Below are 16332 nucleotides of genomic sequence, written 5' to 3' on the forward strand. Positions count from 1 at the left end.
ATGACTTTAGACAAAAAATACCCGAGACTGAGCTCGGGTATTTAATAAAAATGTTCGCTATGAGTTTTGCGTCGATTCTACTTTGCGTAGCTGAGATAGATACTTAACCCAACTTTTTGCCTGATTCGACGGTTTTATCTCATCCGCTCTTTTGGCATTAGCAAGTGCATCGTCAAACCGCTTAAGCTTGTAGTAAGCGCGAGTTTTGATAAGTGCGACATCCGCTTTACGACCGCTGACCTTATCGAGCGCGGCAAGGGCATCTTTATAGTGGCCTTCTTGCACCAATAATTGAGAGTAGTTCCAGTAATACTGTCGGTCTAACTGAGCAGCAACACGCCAACTATCGATAGACTCTTCCCACTCTTTTGCCATTTGCCAATACGTCGCTTGCTGAGCTTTCAGTTTACTATTCGAGTTTACATCCTCTAGCTCGTTCATCACCAACGCAGCTCTCTCAGGAATACCTCGTTTAGCGTACAATTGTGCCAGCAGCTTTAAGTCATCTTGGCTAAGTTGTAACCCTTTCAGTTTTGCCAACGCCAAAGAGTCCAGAGCACGTTTGTTGTCATCAACACGCAGGTAAAGAGCAACAAGCTGGCGCCACCATTCAATTCGCTCAGGTTCAATCGCGATCAAGCGTTTGATGGTCGAGATTGCCGGCTTCCACTTTTTCAGTTCTAGCTCAGCAGAAAGCTTTATCGACAATGCGCCAAGCTTGTCTGGCTGACCAAACTTCTCATAACGAGCCATTGCTGAAAGCACTTTTTGCCACTGACTCAGTTGATAATGAGATTGGGAAATACGCAGCCATAGCTCATGCGCTTTTTGACCTTTAGGAATGTTTTTGCTCAAGGCATAGTAATGAGGTAACGCCTTAGAAAAGCGTTGCTCGTTCAGCAGTATATCTGCCAACATTTTTCGGGTTTGCCATGCTTGCTCATCTTGTAGCAAACCACTATTGACTGCCAACTCAAGTTGCTTAATTGCTGCTTGAGTTTGTTCATTCTGCCAGTAAAAAATACCCAACATTCGAGCGACATAAGCTTGGTCATATCCACGAGAAAGCTCCATAGCTTCAAGAGATGAAATCGCTTCTTTTAGTTTCTCCTCTTGAGCCAAGTTGTGTGCTCGTTGAACTCTCGCGGCAGTGTATTGGCTTAACTCACTGGCAATGGTTGAAAGTGCACTCAGGCTTAATACCGTACCGATTAAGAATTTTTTCATCATTTGGCTAACTTGAACTCCACTTTAGCGGTTTGTCCGAACTGCTCAATTGACACACCATCCTCAACTTTTGGCTGATACTTCCATTTTTTAAGCGCACGAATCGCTTCTCTTTCGAACATACGCTGTGGCTCAGCCTCGATCACTTCAATATCTTTTGGTCGTCCCGTTGCGTCGATCGTGAAACGCATAATGACATAGCCTTCAACTCTACGTTTCAGCGCCTTACTTGGATAGCGAGGATCAACACGATACAACGGCAGTGCTTGTTGGTTGCCCATTGTTCCCTTCAAGTTTGGCGCACTGATCGCGATACCTTCAAGGGCAGTGTTCAAACCTAAAGCACTGACTGGCGTCATCTGGCTCATTGGCTCCATTTGAGTGTCAGCTTGAGACAGATCCATTGGCTCCGGCGCTTGGGGTGGTTCTGGTTGCTCCGGCACTGAACGTTGACGACGCTGCACGTCTGCTTCATTCTCTACCATCACCATATCAAAACGAACCGCTTCCGAAGCTTCTGGCGCACGCTGGTTGCCTTTATCAACCATCCACGCCATAAAGCTAAACAGGCTCACAGAAATTAACAGTGATGCTGGTAGTGCAAGTAACAGCCTGTCCATTAAGGTTTCTCCGCCGCCAATGCGATGTTTTTCACGCCCGCCGCTTTTGCAGCGTCCATCACTTTCACGACAGTGCCATTATAAGCATGCTCGTCAGCTTGGATAACTAACGAAGCATCAGGCTGATCAAGTAACAAGTGCTCAATAGAGGCCTCAACACGCTCAATATCAACCACTCGTTTGTCGATGTACACGTCATTTGCTGCCGTTACTGCGATAAAAATGCCCGCATCTTTTTGGCTTACCACATTAGAAGCCTGAGGGCGGTTCACTTCTACACCGGATTCACGTACAAACGAACTGGTCACAATGAAGAAGATCAACATGATGAAGACGATATCAAGCATCGACGTTAAATCGACTTGAGCTTCATCTTGTTGGTTAGGTCTGCGTCCGAGTCTCACTTTTGACTCCTTAAAGATTGTTCTAACTGGATAGCTTTTCGTTCACACACTTTGCTAAGGCGAGCATGAATAAACATGCCCGCCAGCGCTGCTACCATACCCGCCATGGTTGGCAGCGTAGCAAGTGAGATACCTGAAGCCATCAATTTCGGATTGCTGCTGCCTTGCGATGCCATTACGTCAAACACCGTAATCATGCCCGTCACCGTCCCTAACAACCCTAGCATTGGGCAAACCGCCACAAGCAGCTTAATAGTCGATAGGTTTTGGCGCAGTTCGATTTGCGCTTTTGCAATCCATCCTTCACGGATTTGATGCGCGTACCAAGAGTGGTGCTCTGATCTTGCTTGCCACTGCTCACAAAGCTGTTTCTTTACCCCAGGGAAAACCGTTGTGAGATAAATAACTCGCTCCATAACCAACAGCCAGCACACCGCCACGACGGCAGCCAGCCACCATAGGATTTGACCACCTTGCTGCATAAAGCTCATCAAGGTTGTGGCCCAATCCTCACTGATCAAACCCAATGTGTTGAGTAGGATCTGCTCCATTACGCTGCGTTCTCCGCTAAGGTGTTAGAGTGATTTTTGTGACTCGGCATATCACGCTCAGCTTGTTCTGCAACTAAACCGATACCTTGCTTTTCTAAGATACTGCGAATATTTTCTGCTTGAGAGCTCAATACGTTGTGCGCCAATAACAATGGCATGGCTGAAACAAGGCCAAGTACAGTAGTTACAAGCGCCATCGAAATACCACCCGCCATTACTTTCGGATCACCATTACCAAATTGAGTGATGACTTGGAAGGTTTCGATCATACCCGTTACCGTGCCCAGTAGACCAAGCATAGGGGCCAGCGCAGCAAGAAGCTTCAGCATCGACAACCCTTTTTCTAAGTGGGTTTGCTCATCAACAACGGCTTCCAAAAGACGTAGCTCTAACGCTTCTACGCTGCGATGCTTATCTTTCTGATACACCGCAAGCACACGACCTAAAGGGTTGTCTCCTGGCTGTGCTGGAGTTTTCAGTTGCTTCATGATTTTCTGGCGCGAAATGATCAGAGATGCACCACGTACGAGAGCAATCAATAGGCCGATAGCTAATAAACCAAGGATGATTTTACCGACAACGCCGCCTGCATTTAGGCGATCAGCCAAAGTCGGTGAGTTTGCGAGCTGCTCAAGGAGAATACCGCGTGACGGGTCAATGACAAGCGCATCAATGTCACCAGAGGAAATAGTATTCGCTGTTGGACCGCTTTCAGGCTGACGAAGATAGTTTACCGCATCTCCGCGTTGACCATTCCACTTAACGTAGCCAGTGTCATCCAGCAGCGCCATAGAACCAAGACGAACACCATTAACCGTTTGTTCACGACCTTCGCCATTTAGCAGTGTGAAAGAGACGTTTGCCATCTCACCACTTGCTTTGATTTGTTCTTCCATGCTACGCCACATCGCCTGAAGTTGGATCAACGTTGGCAGTGATTTAGCCGCAACAATAGCATCGATATCTTTCTGATATGAGTTTGCATCTACACCCGTTACTGAGCTCTTGAGCTCTGACTCTAGCTCTTTTGCGTTCTGGCGAACGACGCCAAATAGCTCACCTAAGCTCCCGGTTTCTAGACGTAGCTTTTCTTCTAGCTGCGCCAGTTCCGCTTCGTTTTCACCGAAAGTAACACTTAATGAGTCCGCTTCTGCTTGAAGAGCCGCTCGCTCTGCGGCCAATTTATTCTTTATAGCCTGTAGTTCTTGCTCTGTTTTCTTAAAACCTGATTCACGCGCGACATTGTGCGATTGCTGTTGACGATTTTCTTGCTGCGCCTTTTGTAACAACGCATCACTAGCAAAAGTTGTATGAGGCATTAATGCGGCTGTCGAGATTAATGCAACCGATAACCATTTTTTCATCATTTATTTGCCCTCCGCAGCGGTTAACGACACTGGCAGAGCTAACATACTCGGCGCGATCTGTTTATTCGCCATAGCGAACGCTTTATCTAGCTCTGATTTTTGCTCAGAACCCACTTGTTTCCATGCTTGTTGTTGCTGTGACCAGCTCCAAAATGTGTCACCAGATAAGCTACGTGCTACCAAAGACAAACGCCCTAAATAGAGAATGTCCGCCTCCACAGCTTCATTGTCACCCAGGTTAATCTTGCCTTGGTAAACGCCAAGCTTGGTGCCGTAATCCATTTCAATTTGGTACGCTTCTAAAATACGACGAAACTTCTCTGCATCCGCAACGTCTGCACGCGTCATCATGGAATCCAGCTTTGCAATTCGCTCCTCACGTTGCGCTTTGCGTATAGGCTTGTCGTTAGCGACGAGCACTTTTAAGCCCTCAAGCATGTGATACATCAAAGGCACGACACCTTGACGAGTTTGAGCAATCTGCTCAATTTGCTCGTTCAAGCTATCAACTTCTTGATTTTGGCTCTCAACAAGGCTTGCAAGATGATCGCGATAAATCTTCAAGTTACCGACTTCCTCTTGCAGCTGCTCAATTTCAGCTTCTAGAGTAAGTGATTTTTCTGCGCTTGCATCAATACGTTTTTGGCTTACCGCCGACGACTGGTTTGTTTTACTCTGCACAGCTTGTGCATCGTTTAAGTTCGCCGCGTGAGCGGGAATCAAAACCGATGATATCAACAGAGCGATACTTGATTTCATTAGATTCATACGAGTTATATTTCTGTGTTCCAAAAACGACCAAAGGGGAAGACTACCCTTCCCCTTTAATAATCAAATTGTTATCAGTACTTGAACTGGATTGTTGCCATGTAGTTGCGGTCTTCTCCAACCACAACCCCACTCGCACCTTTTTGCTCGCTATTCGTGCTACCGCCACCTGCGAAGTAGTCGGTATCGAATAAGTTCTCGACATTGAATCGAGCAATGATATCCAAGTTTTCATCGTACTTATGTTTGTATGACACGCCCATATCAACGCGAGCGTAGCCATCTTTCTTGAAGGTGTTCTTTGCATCACCGTAGCGATCACCTTCATAAATCAAACCGAGGTTTAAGTTAGTGTTGTCTTGAACTTTGTAGCTAGACCATAGACTTGCTGAAAACTCTGGCACATCTACAGGGCGGTTGCCTTCATATCTTTCTGCCTTCTTAAGCTCTGCATCCAAGTACATTGCAGAAGCGGTTAGCGACAACTCAGGGGTCACAAAACCTTGGGCCATTAGCTCAGCACCTTTGTGTACTTGCTCACCACCTTGAGTTTTCTTATGTAGAACCTTATTACTAGCATCTTTACCACTTTCAACATCTAGCGACATGTTCTCTAATGTGATATCAAACACAGCACCTGATACAAATAAGCGCTGATCAAACAGTTCCCACTTCGTACCGATTTCATAAGAAATTCCGCGCTCTGCATCTAGCTTCTCGCCATCGTTCACGTAAGTTTTGCCACGACCACTGCTGACTTCACCTTGCGGCATAAAGCTTTCAGAGTACTGAACGTAAACCGAACCATTCGTCGCTGGGTGGAAAATTACACCAAATTTTGGAGAAACCTGGTTTTCAGTCAGGTCATCATCACGCTTTTCGTCATAACGAACACCTGCAAGCACTTGCCAGTAATCATTAATCGTCATCATGTTTTGCGCGTAGATACCCCAAGTGTCGTGCTCGCTTGTGGACTGTTTAACTTTCCCAGAGTAGCCAGGACGAGGCACTGACTGACCGGCTTCTATACTTATAGGGTTGTAATACTTTTGGAAACGGTCATAGGTATACTCTAGATAGTTCGCGCCTACCAAAAACGTGTTATCTGTACCAAACAGAGAAAAGTCCGTCGTCACATCTATATATGCAGTATCAAACACCCAATTATCTTTGCGTTCGTTACCAGAATGGTCGATCTTAGTATCTTGGTCATAAGTATCGAAACCTGGGTAAGACTCTACATCAAAACGCTTAAAGTCTTGACGGTTGTAACCCGCTTTTACGTTTACATTGTCAGTCACTTGAGCATTAATATCGATACCGTAGTTTTCTACTTCGTTGTCAATCTTTGACCACTGGGCATCCCAGATGTGCTTGTCACCGCGAACCGCTTTACCATCCACAATGTAAGCACCAGAATCCACACTACCATCGTCTTTCGTGCGATCGTAATGCGCTGACACCATAAAGTTGTCGGTGATGTCGTACTCAACCACTAGGCCCGCAACCGTACGATCCGTTTCTGGCTCGGTACCATCGCCGTAGCTGCGCCAAGAGCCGTAGCTTTCTTTGGCAAAAATTGCGCGCGCGCGCAGTGTCTCTGCATCATTTAGCGCGCCACTCACATCAAGCACCGTGCGTGAGTGATCATTCGAACCTAGATCTTGACTCAAACTAGCTTGTGTTTGAGTTGTTGGTTTTTTCGAAACCATGTTTACTAAGCCACCCGGCTCAGATTTACCGTATAGCAGGCCTGATGGACCTTTAAGCACTTCAACACGCTCTAAAAGCTCAATTGGCTGACGGTAGTGTGACCAGTGTTGACGGCCATCACGAAGAAAACCGTCTGAACTGCTAAGCTCAAAACCACGTAGAGAGAAACGTTCGCGGTTACGGCTTGTACCACCCGCGCTAACACTTGCATCGTTACGTAACACTTCACCAAGTGTACTTGCACGCTGCTCATCAATTACCGTTTCATCGATAACCGCTACTTGTCCTGGCGTTTCCAGCTGCGTCATTTCCATGCGCATTGCTGTACTGTTTGTATCCGCCTTGTAGCCGAACTCTCGACCTTCTACAACTACATGTTCGTCTGTTTGAACGTCCGCCACTGCAGGTGTTGCTAACACCGCACCGATCACTAGCGCCAAATGGCTCTTAGTAAACATATCCTTTCACTCCGATTATTATTTTTCGGGTCACATACTTATTGAATGCGATTCCCTCTTAATTATTTCGCGGGTGAATATAAGTGATAAGTATTACCATTTGCATTAAATTTACATTCTTTGCATTTGCAAACTTTTGTAAAGTACTCTCTGATGACGCACCACAATAATGTGATAAATATCACACTTAATAAGACTTAACTATACTTACTGCTTGAACACCAAAGTAACACTCAGACCTCCTTGTTCACGATTTTTCGCCGTAACGGATCCACCCATAATGCGCATGGATTCTTTGACAATCGCGAGACCTAAGCCATAACCGCCAAGCTTCTTATCTCTTGATGCATCTAAGCGAGTAAACGGGTCAAAAATATCGACCAACTTGTTCTCTGGAATACCTGACCCATTGTCGGATACAGACATGGTAATCAATTGCTGCCCATCTTTGACATGATTAGCCAGATAAACTTCTATCTGAGATGCTTGCCCTGAATATTTGATGGCATTTCCAACAAGGTTATTCAAACAACGAATGACGAGCGTTTCTTCGCAAAAAGCTTTGGCGCATGTTGCTTCTGAACGGAATGACAATGTTTGTTCTGGTTTTAAATCGATTTTGCACCGCTCTACTTGCGGTGCGAGCAACACCTCTAAATCACGGCGTTTCGCACCTTTGTCGAAACGCGCATTTTCCAAGCGACTGAACTCCAAGATATCGCTTATCAAATGGTTTAGCTCTTTAGCTTCGTCTTCTAGCCTGGTCACCAAGCTTTGCTCGTTCTCCCCAACTCGCTTACGCAAAAGGTGTAGAACTAAATTCTGTCTTGCTAACGGCGTTCGGAGCTCGTGGGAGACATCTCTTATAAGCAATCGCTGCTTTTCGGCAAGAGAATGAATTTGCTGTGTCATGTGGTCGAAGTCTTGCGCCAGCTCGTTAAACTCGCGCGTATTCGATTTTAACTCTTTCACCACACTGACATTAAAGTCGCCGTTAGATAGCTTTTTACTTGCTTCTCTTAAGCGATCAAGCGGCTGTTGTAAGTTGCGTGCCATTAGCAATGAGAACAACGCCAAAATAACTACCGCAATCACCACTTTGAGAATAGAGAAATATAAAATGAAGTCATGTGCGGGATGCAGTCGATGTGGCAGTTGAATCACCAAGCTATTATCTTTAACCAAAGGGATATTGATAATCGGGCGATTTACCTTTCCCTCAAGTTGATCATCAATACTTCTTTTAAATTGAAGTTTGAACTCGAAGTGTGGATGCATTAAACGGTGAGTGACGGGTTGCTGGTGCTCATTCAGCACAAACAGATAAAAGTTTTGCGCGTTCGCCCAATCCGCAAGTTCGTCCATATCTCCGTGCTCAATCAGCACATTGGCTTGATGTGCAAGATCGAGCATTTCTTCTCGCACACTGTCCGGCACTTTTAGCATGGCTTTCACGAGAGCTTGCTCAGCCATTGCTTGTACGACCAAAATACTTATCACAATTGCAGTCATATAACTAAACAACTTAAACGCTAAGCTGTCTTTACGTTTCGCGATAAAAGGTGGGCACGTGAGCTTCATTAATTGTTTACAGCCTCTAGGTAGCTGTAACCTTTGCCACGGAAGGTTTTGATATGTTGCTTAGAGAGCCCTGCTTCTACTAGCTTGCGACGTATATTACTGATGTGCATATCAAGGTTGCGGTCAAAAGGGCTTAGCTCTTTCTTTAATACTTCGGTTTGGAGTTCCGCTTTTGAAATCACCACACCTTGGTTTTTGACTAAATAGCTCAGTAATTCGGCTTCCGTGCTTGTGAGTGGTAAGCTATTGAGCTGAGCACTGATCGTTTGAACAGTACTGCACATCGCCTGACGTTGGCGCTCTAAACCAACACGACGAAGAATCGCTTTGATGCGCATCAGAAGCTCAGCAACATTAAAAGGCTTTCCTATGTACTGATCGGCTCCCGCTTGGTAGCCATCAAGCATCGAGTTTTCATCATTAAGAGCAGTAAGCATTAGAATAGGTGTCGCGAAGCGTTGACAGATTCTACGGGCAACTTGCATGCCGTTAAGGTTTGGTAACATGACATCAAGCAGTACAAGATCTACCGGCGTTTTTTCCATATATTGCAAAGCACTTTCACCGCAATGTACAGAAGAGACAATATAGCCCTCCTCTTGCAAAACTGCTTCTAATAGCTCACACAAAGGAACGTCATCATCCACTATCAAAACTCGAGACATTACCACTCACCATTCAAATAAAAATGGTTCGCATTCTATTACTCATTTACAAATTAAACAACTACACACCCTAGGGCTTTAGTACAAATAGCTCTATAGCAGTAGACCGGAGTGCTAAGCTAACTATCACCTGATAATGAGGGTAGATCAGGGCTTTAGCTTCGTCTCCTTAGCGACATTTTCGACGATGTGTTTTAAGTGGGCGATGATCGTTTTTAATGTGACAAGCTCCTCTTCAGTGAAGGGATGCATCAGAACTGAATTTGCTCCGTTTTTTCCAATAACCGTAGGTAGGCTGAGAACAACATCATGCAAACCATATTGCCCCGACATCATCGTACCGACGGGCAACACCGATCGTTCGTTAATCGTCACGGCTTGAATAATTCGAAAGACACTGGCGGCAATGCCATGAACGGTGTTCTGCTTACGCCGAAAGATTTCGTATCCCGCCTGTTTCACCGCCTCAAGAAGTGCGTGCGGATCAATTCTCTCAATGTTATGGGTATCGCAGTAATAGTCGGCCGGTTGCCCAGCGATAGAAATTAAGCTCTTAGGAGTAAAGCAATCGCTACCATGCTCTCCTAATACATAACCAAACACGTTCTTCGGGTCTAGGTCTACACGGCCAGCAACAATACTCATTAAGCGAGCGGTATCAACTACACAGCCACTGCTAATAACTTTACTAGGCTCAAAACCGGTGTTGGTGACAATAAAGTGCGCCACGATATCGCATGGGTTTGACACAACAATCAACACCGCATTTGGCGCTACGCGTTCTATTTGACGCGCAATATCAACTCCAATTTGAGCATTAACCTCAGCAATATCCAAACGAGTTTGTCCTTGTTTAATCTGCGTACCAGCGGTGATAACAACAAGAGAGGCTTCGAGTAAATCTAAGTAATCATCCGACGGCATAATGCGTGTGTTTTTTGAAAAAGTCAGTGCCATCGTGTGACGAAAATCAAACACTTCACCCTCGGCACGTTCTAAATTTTTATCAAGTAGAACAAGCTCACTAAAACTACCCAGAGTGAGTAAGTAATTACATACTCCTACACCAACAGCCCCTGCACCAATAACACCGATCTTCATATTTCTCTCTCCCGATAACCATGATGCACTCGCAACTACCTTGCTCTTTAAAAATGAGCGGCAAGAGAATAAAAGTCCAACTTGGGTTCATGACTAGACGGGAGTGCTTTCAACTACCTACCTTGACGAATGGGCGATTTGGCTTTTATTAAGACGATCTGACAACATGCACCTTGAGGTATATCTTCAAAGCAAAAAACGAGTACAATCTGCTCATCACAAAGCAGAAGATGAAGAACATGGAAACATTAGTAATTGGTCATCGTGGTGTTGCTGGCTCATACCCAGAAAATACAAAAGTGAGCGTTCAGGCCGCCATTGACCTCGGATTAAATTGGGTTGAAGTTGATGTACAACCGACCAAAGATAATGTTTTAGTGGTTTGCCATGATCACACCATAAATCGATGCAGTAATGGACAAGGGCGTGTCGATGAATTGACTCTGGAAGAGTTAAAGGCGTTGGATTTTGGTAGCTGGTTCAGCGCAGATTTTTCAGGTGAGAAAATCATGACATTAGATGACCTGCTCACTTTAGCTACTGAGCATAAGCTTAACTTGAATATTGAAGTTAAGGTAGATCGCCACCCAGCAGAAGAAGTGGCACAAGCTCTCGCCAACGTACTAGCAAAAAGTCCCATGCCGCAAGAGAAGGTACTACTCTCCAGTTTTAGTCATGATGTCATTAGAGCGCTGCATAAATACTGCAATGAGTATCGATTAGGTGTATTGAGTGAATTCTTAACGAGAAAAGATAAACGCCTTTTGGAAGAAGTTAACGCCTATAGCTGCAACCTAAACATTAACTGGGTTCGCTCGCGCCAAATAAACAAACTCCAGCAGGCGGGTTACAAAGTGATGTGTTATACAGTGAACAATCCAAACAAACTGAAGTACCTACCTCAGTTAGACGGTATATTTAGTGATCATCCACAACGCTTTATGCCATAGCACATACCACCTTGAGCTTTAGAGGCACCATTTCGTTACCACTCAATCTGAATTGGTGTCCCCATCTCTACAAGCTGGATAAATTCATCCATCTCTTCATTGGTAATCGCAATACATCCATTGGTCCAATCAAAGCTTTGGATATAAATCGGCAACTGACTCTCACCGTTTTTTAAACCATGAATTTTGATGTTCCCTCCTGGGGACACACCTCGCCGCTTCGCTTCCAACGTATCAATCGCATCAGGGTAGCTAATATGCACAGAACGATAAAAAGCAGAGTCTTCTATAACGTAATCTAAGGTGTATTCGCCCTCAGGTGTACGATTGTCTCCCTCTTCTTGTTTATGCCCTTTAGGGTTCGCTCCTAAAGCAATGCGGTATTCTTTTAGTATTGTGCCTTGTTCCATTAAATACATTCGACGCTTTGACTTGTCGACTTTAACAAAATCTACAGCTGCATGGACGCCAGAAGCCAACACACAACACAAGAACATAGAGCACCATTTCACTGACATTGCCGGAACGCCTAACCTAACTAAAGTGAACAAGAAAAGAGCGATTATGCTAGTCAGTTAGCGCCCGTAAAGCAAACAGTATCTAGGGTAGACCCTGTATTACCCCAGGAGCTAATGGAATGAACGCACAAGTGCAGAATCGTAAGATAATACTCATTGAAAGGCGTGATCGTTATCGTTGTTTGATATGGCAAAAGTTAAAGAGAAGATTTCTCTATTCATTCCGCCTAAGTTGCATTACTTTATAAGTATATTTATTTATAAAGTCCGCACTTTTTGAGAGGGAACCATGATTAATATTGCTTTTTTTAGTGCAAAATCCTACGACGAGGCCTCTTTTAATAAAATTAAAAATAACCGAGATTTTGAATTCCACTATCACGACTTCCGGCTAACCGAAAAAACCGCCAAAATGGCACATGGTTGCGATGTCGTGTGTGCTTTCGTCAATGATGACCTTTCAGCTCCCGTTCTTAAACAGCTTTCTCTAGGCGGAACTAAGCTTATTGCCATGCGCTGCGCGGGTTTTGATAAAGTGGATCTACAAGCCGCTAAAGAACTTGGCTTACAAGTGGTTCGAGTTCCTGCTTACTCACCAGAAGCGGTGGCTGAACACACAGTCGGTTTGATGATGTGCCTAAATCGTCGCCTTCACAAAGCCTACCAACGTACACGTGACGCCAACTTCTCGCTAGAGGGCCTAGTTGGCTTTAACTTTTACGGAAAAACCGTTGGTGTCATTGGTACAGGTAAGATTGGTATCGCGACGATGCGTATCTTCAAAGGGCTTGGCATGGAGCTGCTTTGCTATGATCCTTACGAAAATCCATTAGCACTAGAAATGGGAGCGCGTTACTGTTCGCTTGAAGAAATCTACGCTAGTGCGGATATTATCTCTCTCCATTGTCCAATGAGTGAAGAAAACTATCACCTATTGAACGAAAAAGCCTTCGCACAAATGAAAGATGGTGTGATGATCATTAACACTAGTCGAGGCGAGTTGCTGGATTCACTAGCAGCGATAGAAGCATTGAAACAAGGTAAGATTGGCGCGCTTGGTCTAGACGTGTATGACAATGAAAAAGACTTGTTCTTCCAAGATAAATCTAACGATGTCATCGTAGACGATGTTTTCCGTCGCTTATCGGCTTGTCATAACGTGCTGTTTACTGGCCACCAAGCATTCTTGACTCACGAAGCACTTAATAATATTGCCTCTGTGACCCTTGATAACGTCGAAGCCTTCTTCTCTGGTAACGTATCGGGCAATGAACTGATTAACTAAAGCCAGACAATCGAGAAGTATAGTAGAGCGTGTGATCTCAGCTATGCTATACTTCTCGACTATTTAAAATTTGAGCCAAATTACCATGAGCATAAAAACTGATATTCAAAAGCTGCACAACCGTTTAGATACATGCCAACGTAAACTTGATGCGGCACGTTCTCGTGGTGATCACGAAATGATTACAAAGTTCACGGATGAAGTAGAACAGCTAACCAAAAAGCTTAACCAGTTAAAGCATAAGCAAAACTATGAGCTGAACAAAGAACGTAAAAGCTTACTTGATATGCCATTCTCTCGTGAAATCACCAAAGCAGAACAAGCGGACATCGGCAAACTGAAAAAACGCGTACGCGGCTTAGTAATCGTTCACCCACTAACAAAAGTTGGTAAAGAGCTTCGCCTCGATGTCATGACAGGCTTTGCGCCAAAAGAGTTTTAAACTCATATTAATACTCGTTGAGCCTAAGCATTTGCTTGGGCTTTTTATTTTGTACTGCTTCATTAAATTTCATCGAAATATCAACCCATAAGCTCTTAAAAAGGCCAGCGACAAAAGCCACTAACCAAATTCAAAATGCCAGTCTGCATTACTCGCCTACGACAGTTGCTGCAACTTGTGCTCCACAACGGGGTCATTCGGAACTAACTGATGAGCCACTTCCAAAAGTTGTACTGCATCTTGCGGATTGTCATGCTCATGCTTCATCGCAATATCAACAAGTGGCTGAATATCGATTTGCGCTTGATGCTCCTTCACATGTTCTTTCTTTTCTTCAATTAACACATTATGAGCGATACTCAGTAAGTTCAAACGATGCTGTGAACTCGCATTCGCCTTGTTAAGGCACTGATAGTAATCTTCTTTTAATCGCAGCGTTTTGGTCTGATGGCGAAACTGCGCTATATCTATCTTCTGATAACGTATAAAATCTACGGCCACTTGCTTATAAAAACCGAATTTATTCAAATACGTCGCGTGTGTACCATGCCCCATACCGAAGACTCTCAAGTGAGTGAGCTCTGGGTAGCGTTTGGCGTGAAGGCGGTCGATTTCATTGGTTGGATCATAAATGATGTAACCTTTTGCACCTCCAAGGTCGAGGTCGTGGTACTTTCCTTCCCAATCAAATTGTTGGGCAAGTTCAGTACTTGGCCTGTCATCCCATGGCACTAGCACTTTGTTTTTTGTACTGACCGGGTGAAACATCAATACTTGATCCAACTTTAATAGATTGGAAAAAGCGCCAATAGCAAAACCACCGCGGCTAAGGCCATAACCTAAACGGCATTCAAAAGGCTCAAGTAATGTCGATAACTGCTCTAGAAAGAAAATCAAATTACGGCTGCGAAACCAGTTACTTTTCCCAAGGTGCTGAAAAGAAATAATATTTACTTTTTGTTTCTGGGCTAATCGATAGCCCCAAGGCGCAAAGTCTGAGTGTAAGTCCTGTACTTGTAGATTCGTACCAGCAGGGGAAAAGGTGAACAACAGCGGTTTATTGCGGTCGACAAACTCATACTTAACAAACACATCATCAAGTAAGTCCTCCCCGGACATCGGTAGCCTGGTTTGCTGTTCTTCACGAGAAAGAGCCAGCCATTCATCCAACCAGTACAGTAACTTCATTAATCCTCCATCTAAATTGCGCCTAGCAATTGTGTTAAAAATCTAGTTTTTAGTGTGTGATCATCTCCCCCTGATTCCAGGGGACTCTGATATCAGTCCTCTTTTAAAACAAAGCGTGAATTTGCTTATTAAATTGGTCAATATCTATGGTTTGATGACGAACAAACTCCTTCGCCACCAGATTAAAAAATTCTAATTTATCTAATTGTGTGGATTGAGTGCCGTGTCCCATACCGACGACTTTTAAATGAGTAAGCTCTGGATAACGTTCAGCATGAAGACGATCAATACGATTGGTGGGGTCATAAATAATGTAACCTTTGGCATTGCCCAAATCTCGATCATGGTAGCCGCTTTCCCAATCGAACTGTTGAGCAAGCTCAGTGCTCGACCGATCATCCCATGGCACTAACGCTTTATTTTTTGTGCTAACAGGATAAAATAACAAAAGATGCTCCAACTTCAGTAAGTCAGCGAATACGCCAATAGCAAAACCACCTCGGCTCTGCCCATAACCCAAACGACATTTGAAGGGCTTAAGCAACTCAGACAACTGCTCCAGAAAGAAAATCAAATTCCGGCTACGGAACCAATTGCTTTTACCTAAATGTTGAAAGGCAATAATATTTACTTGTTGTTGTATTCCGAGGTCGTAGCCCCAAGGAGAAAAATCCGGAGTTAAGTCTTGTACCTGAGCATCAGTACCGGAAGGAGAAAATGTGAACAACAATGGCTTGTTAAGATCGACGAATTCATACTTCACAAAAACATCATCAAGTAAATCGTAGCCAGAAATTGGTAAAGCAGCATTTTGCTCTTTTTGAGTAAGCGCTTGCCATTCATCTAACCAGTAAAGTAGCTTCATTTTTTCTCCAAGTACGTCAGCAGTATTTAGACTGAAACTCTATCAAAATGCTTTTAAGCATCCCACGTTGAGACTTAACAAAGCTCTACTTAAAGCCCAAATGACCTATGGAAATGTCTTCGATTGAAGATATTACTGCGTAAAATACACCCAAAGTGAGTACGCTAAAGAACTTAGAGAAAGGGCCGGAGAAAAGCCAATTAGACGTTTTCGATAACAGCTGTTAAAAAACAGCAGATACAAAAAAACCGCTGTAAGAACAGCGGTTTTTTAAAAGGTGGCGGAGAGATAGGGATTTGAACCCTAGATACGCTATTAACGTATGCCGGTTTTCAAGACCGGTGCTTTCAACCACTCAGCCATCTCTCCACAAATTGTCACTAAAACTTAGTCTTATACTATCGATGCTAATTTTTAGTTTTGCCTTCAGTTATCTTAATTAAAAAGAAAACTTGAAAGCGATATTTAAAGCCTGGCGATGTCCTACTCTCACATGGGGAAGCCCCACACTACCATCGGCGCTATTTCGTTTCACTTCTGAGTTCGGCATGGAAATCAGGTGGGTCCAAAACGCTATGGTCGCCAAGCAAATTCTTTAATCCGGAAAGCTGTTTCTTAATTCTCGTTCT

At 44.2% G+C, this 16332-nt stretch carries 16 protein-coding genes, 1 tRNA gene and 1 rRNA gene; 3 read left to right on the forward strand and 15 right to left on the reverse strand.

The window, feature by feature from the left end:
* Positions 1-57 precede the first annotated feature (57 nt).
* The 10 genes from FKN16_RS03410 to FKN16_RS03455 all read right to left on the reverse strand — a co-directional run bounded on the left by FKN16_RS03410 (position 58) and on the right by FKN16_RS03455 (position 10455).
* Positions 58-1230, reverse strand: a complete 1173-nt coding sequence (locus tag FKN16_RS03410; protein WP_046873906.1) for a hypothetical protein — start codon at positions 1228-1230, stop codon at positions 58-60.
* The gene (locus FKN16_RS03415) at positions 1227-1847 is read right to left on the reverse strand and encodes an energy transducer TonB (protein ID WP_170901996.1); all 621 of its coding nucleotides are present in this window, start codon (positions 1845-1847) and stop codon (positions 1227-1229) included. The genes FKN16_RS03410 and FKN16_RS03415 overlap by 4 nt, the downstream gene beginning before the upstream one ends.
* Positions 1847-2251 carry a biopolymer transporter ExbD gene (locus FKN16_RS03420; protein WP_005374257.1) on the reverse strand — a complete coding sequence of 135 codons (405 nt, stop codon included), beginning with the start codon at positions 2249-2251 and terminating at the stop codon, positions 1847-1849. The genes FKN16_RS03415 and FKN16_RS03420 overlap by 1 nt, the downstream gene beginning before the upstream one ends.
* Positions 2248-2802, reverse strand: coding sequence for a MotA/TolQ/ExbB proton channel family protein (locus tag FKN16_RS03425; RefSeq protein ID WP_006741219.1), 555 nt, complete (start codon positions 2800-2802; stop codon positions 2248-2250). The genes FKN16_RS03420 and FKN16_RS03425 overlap by 4 nt, the downstream gene beginning before the upstream one ends.
* On the reverse strand, positions 2802-4169 hold the full coding sequence (locus FKN16_RS03430; RefSeq protein WP_170901997.1) for a MotA/TolQ/ExbB proton channel family protein: 1368 nt from the start codon (positions 4167-4169) through the stop codon (positions 2802-2804). The genes FKN16_RS03425 and FKN16_RS03430 overlap by 1 nt, the downstream gene beginning before the upstream one ends.
* Complete coding sequence (locus tag FKN16_RS03435; RefSeq protein ID WP_170901998.1) at positions 4170-4937, reverse strand: DUF3450 domain-containing protein; 768 nt, start codon at positions 4935-4937, stop codon at positions 4170-4172.
* Positions 4938-5011: 74 nt separating this feature from the next.
* Positions 5012-7108: a TonB-dependent siderophore receptor gene (locus tag FKN16_RS03440; protein WP_047007952.1), complete on the reverse strand. Its 2097-nt coding sequence runs from the start codon at positions 7106-7108 to the stop codon at positions 5012-5014.
* A gap of 207 nt (positions 7109-7315) precedes the next feature.
* A complete protein-coding gene (locus FKN16_RS03445; protein ID WP_047007951.1) occupies positions 7316-8689 on the reverse strand; it encodes a sensor histidine kinase in 1374 nt (457 codons plus the stop codon).
* Positions 8689-9354, reverse strand: a complete 666-nt coding sequence (locus tag FKN16_RS03450) for a response regulator transcription factor (RefSeq protein WP_005393531.1) — start codon at positions 9352-9354, stop codon at positions 8689-8691. The genes FKN16_RS03445 and FKN16_RS03450 overlap by 1 nt, the downstream gene beginning before the upstream one ends.
* Before the next feature lie 147 nt (positions 9355-9501).
* On the reverse strand, positions 9502-10455 hold the full coding sequence (locus tag FKN16_RS03455; protein WP_170901999.1) for an L-lactate dehydrogenase: 954 nt from the start codon (positions 10453-10455) through the stop codon (positions 9502-9504).
* Positions 10456-10694: 239 nt separating this feature from the next.
* On the opposite strand from FKN16_RS03455, the gene FKN16_RS03460 reads away from it, so the two are divergent.
* A complete protein-coding gene (locus FKN16_RS03460; RefSeq protein WP_046873934.1) occupies positions 10695-11405 on the forward strand; it encodes a glycerophosphodiester phosphodiesterase family protein in 711 nt (236 codons plus the stop codon).
* A 35-nt stretch (positions 11406-11440) separates the two neighbouring features.
* On the opposite strand, the gene FKN16_RS03465 is transcribed toward FKN16_RS03460, so the two are convergent.
* Entirely contained in the window at positions 11441-11923 is a 483-nt protein-coding gene (locus FKN16_RS03465) for a L,D-transpeptidase family protein (protein WP_048624649.1), read from the reverse strand.
* 289 nt (positions 11924-12212) lie between these two features.
* On the opposite strand from FKN16_RS03465, the gene FKN16_RS03470 reads away from it, so the two are divergent.
* Together FKN16_RS03470 and FKN16_RS03475 are read left to right on the forward strand one after the other, a co-directional pair.
* Entirely contained in the window at positions 12213-13208 is a 996-nt protein-coding gene (locus FKN16_RS03470) for a 2-hydroxyacid dehydrogenase (protein WP_170902000.1), read from the forward strand.
* Positions 13209-13293: 85 nt separating this feature from the next.
* The gene (locus FKN16_RS03475) at positions 13294-13650 is read left to right on the forward strand and encodes a YibL family ribosome-associated protein (protein WP_005374274.1); all 357 of its coding nucleotides are present in this window, start codon (positions 13294-13296) and stop codon (positions 13648-13650) included.
* 156 nt (positions 13651-13806) lie between these two features.
* On the opposite strand, the gene FKN16_RS03480 is transcribed toward FKN16_RS03475, so the two are convergent.
* From FKN16_RS03480 to rrf, 4 genes are all read right to left on the reverse strand, one after another.
* Positions 13807-14838: a cytosolic protein gene (locus tag FKN16_RS03480; protein ID WP_170902001.1), complete on the reverse strand. Its 1032-nt coding sequence runs from the start codon at positions 14836-14838 to the stop codon at positions 13807-13809.
* Between the two features lie 103 nt (positions 14839-14941).
* The gene (locus tag FKN16_RS03485) at positions 14942-15703 is read right to left on the reverse strand and encodes a cytosolic protein (RefSeq protein WP_170902002.1); all 762 of its coding nucleotides are present in this window, start codon (positions 15701-15703) and stop codon (positions 14942-14944) included.
* Between the two features lie 278 nt (positions 15704-15981).
* Positions 15982-16072: transfer RNA gene (locus FKN16_RS03490), tRNA-Ser, on the reverse strand.
* A gap of 101 nt (positions 16073-16173) precedes the next feature.
* Positions 16174-16290, reverse strand: a 5S ribosomal RNA gene (gene rrf, locus FKN16_RS03495).
* Between the last annotated feature and the right edge of the window lie 42 nt (positions 16291-16332).

This window comes from Vibrio sp. 11-4(1), from assembly GCF_013048625.1.
GTDB classification, from domain to species: Bacteria; Pseudomonadota; Gammaproteobacteria; order Enterobacterales; family Vibrionaceae; genus Vibrio; species Vibrio diabolicus.

What these genes read in the sequence shown, in the direction of transcription:
- FKN16_RS03410 (WP_046873906.1), bottom strand. Translation starts at nt 1,230, where the DNA reads ATGATGAAAAAATTCTTAATCGGTACGGTATTAAGCCTGAGTGCACTT.
- FKN16_RS03415 (WP_170901996.1), bottom strand. Translation starts at nt 1,847, where the DNA reads ATGGACAGGCTGTTACTTGCACTACCAGCATCACTGTTAATTTCTGTG.
- FKN16_RS03425 (WP_006741219.1), bottom strand. Translation starts at nt 2,802, where the DNA reads ATGGAGCAGATCCTACTCAACACATTGGGTTTGATCAGTGAGGATTGG.
- FKN16_RS03430 (WP_170901997.1), bottom strand. Translation starts at nt 4,169, where the DNA reads ATGATGAAAAAATGGTTATCGGTTGCATTAATCTCGACAGCCGCATTA.
- FKN16_RS03435 (WP_170901998.1), bottom strand. Translation starts at nt 4,937, where the DNA reads ATGAATCTAATGAAATCAAGTATCGCTCTGTTGATATCATCGGTTTTG.
- FKN16_RS03440 (WP_047007952.1), bottom strand. Translation starts at nt 7,108, where the DNA reads ATGTTTACTAAGAGCCATTTGGCGCTAGTGATCGGTGCGGTGTTAGCA.
- FKN16_RS03445 (WP_047007951.1), bottom strand. Translation starts at nt 8,689, where the DNA reads ATGAAGCTCACGTGCCCACCTTTTATCGCGAAACGTAAAGACAGCTTA.
- FKN16_RS03450 (WP_005393531.1), bottom strand. Translation starts at nt 9,354, where the DNA reads ATGTCTCGAGTTTTGATAGTGGATGATGACGTTCCTTTGTGTGAGCTA.
- FKN16_RS03455 (WP_170901999.1), bottom strand. Translation starts at nt 10,455, where the DNA reads ATGAAGATCGGTGTTATTGGTGCAGGGGCTGTTGGTGTAGGAGTATGT.
- FKN16_RS03460 (WP_046873934.1), top strand. Translation starts at nt 10,695, where the DNA reads ATGGAAACATTAGTAATTGGTCATCGTGGTGTTGCTGGCTCATACCCA.
- FKN16_RS03465 (WP_048624649.1), bottom strand. Translation starts at nt 11,923, where the DNA reads ATGTCAGTGAAATGGTGCTCTATGTTCTTGTGTTGTGTGTTGGCTTCT.
- FKN16_RS03470 (WP_170902000.1), top strand. Translation starts at nt 12,213, where the DNA reads ATGATTAATATTGCTTTTTTTAGTGCAAAATCCTACGACGAGGCCTCT.
- FKN16_RS03475 (WP_005374274.1), top strand. Translation starts at nt 13,294, where the DNA reads ATGAGCATAAAAACTGATATTCAAAAGCTGCACAACCGTTTAGATACA.
- FKN16_RS03480 (WP_170902001.1), bottom strand. Translation starts at nt 14,838, where the DNA reads ATGAAGTTACTGTACTGGTTGGATGAATGGCTGGCTCTTTCTCGTGAA.
- FKN16_RS03485 (WP_170902002.1), bottom strand. Translation starts at nt 15,703, where the DNA reads ATGAAGCTACTTTACTGGTTAGATGAATGGCAAGCGCTTACTCAAAAA.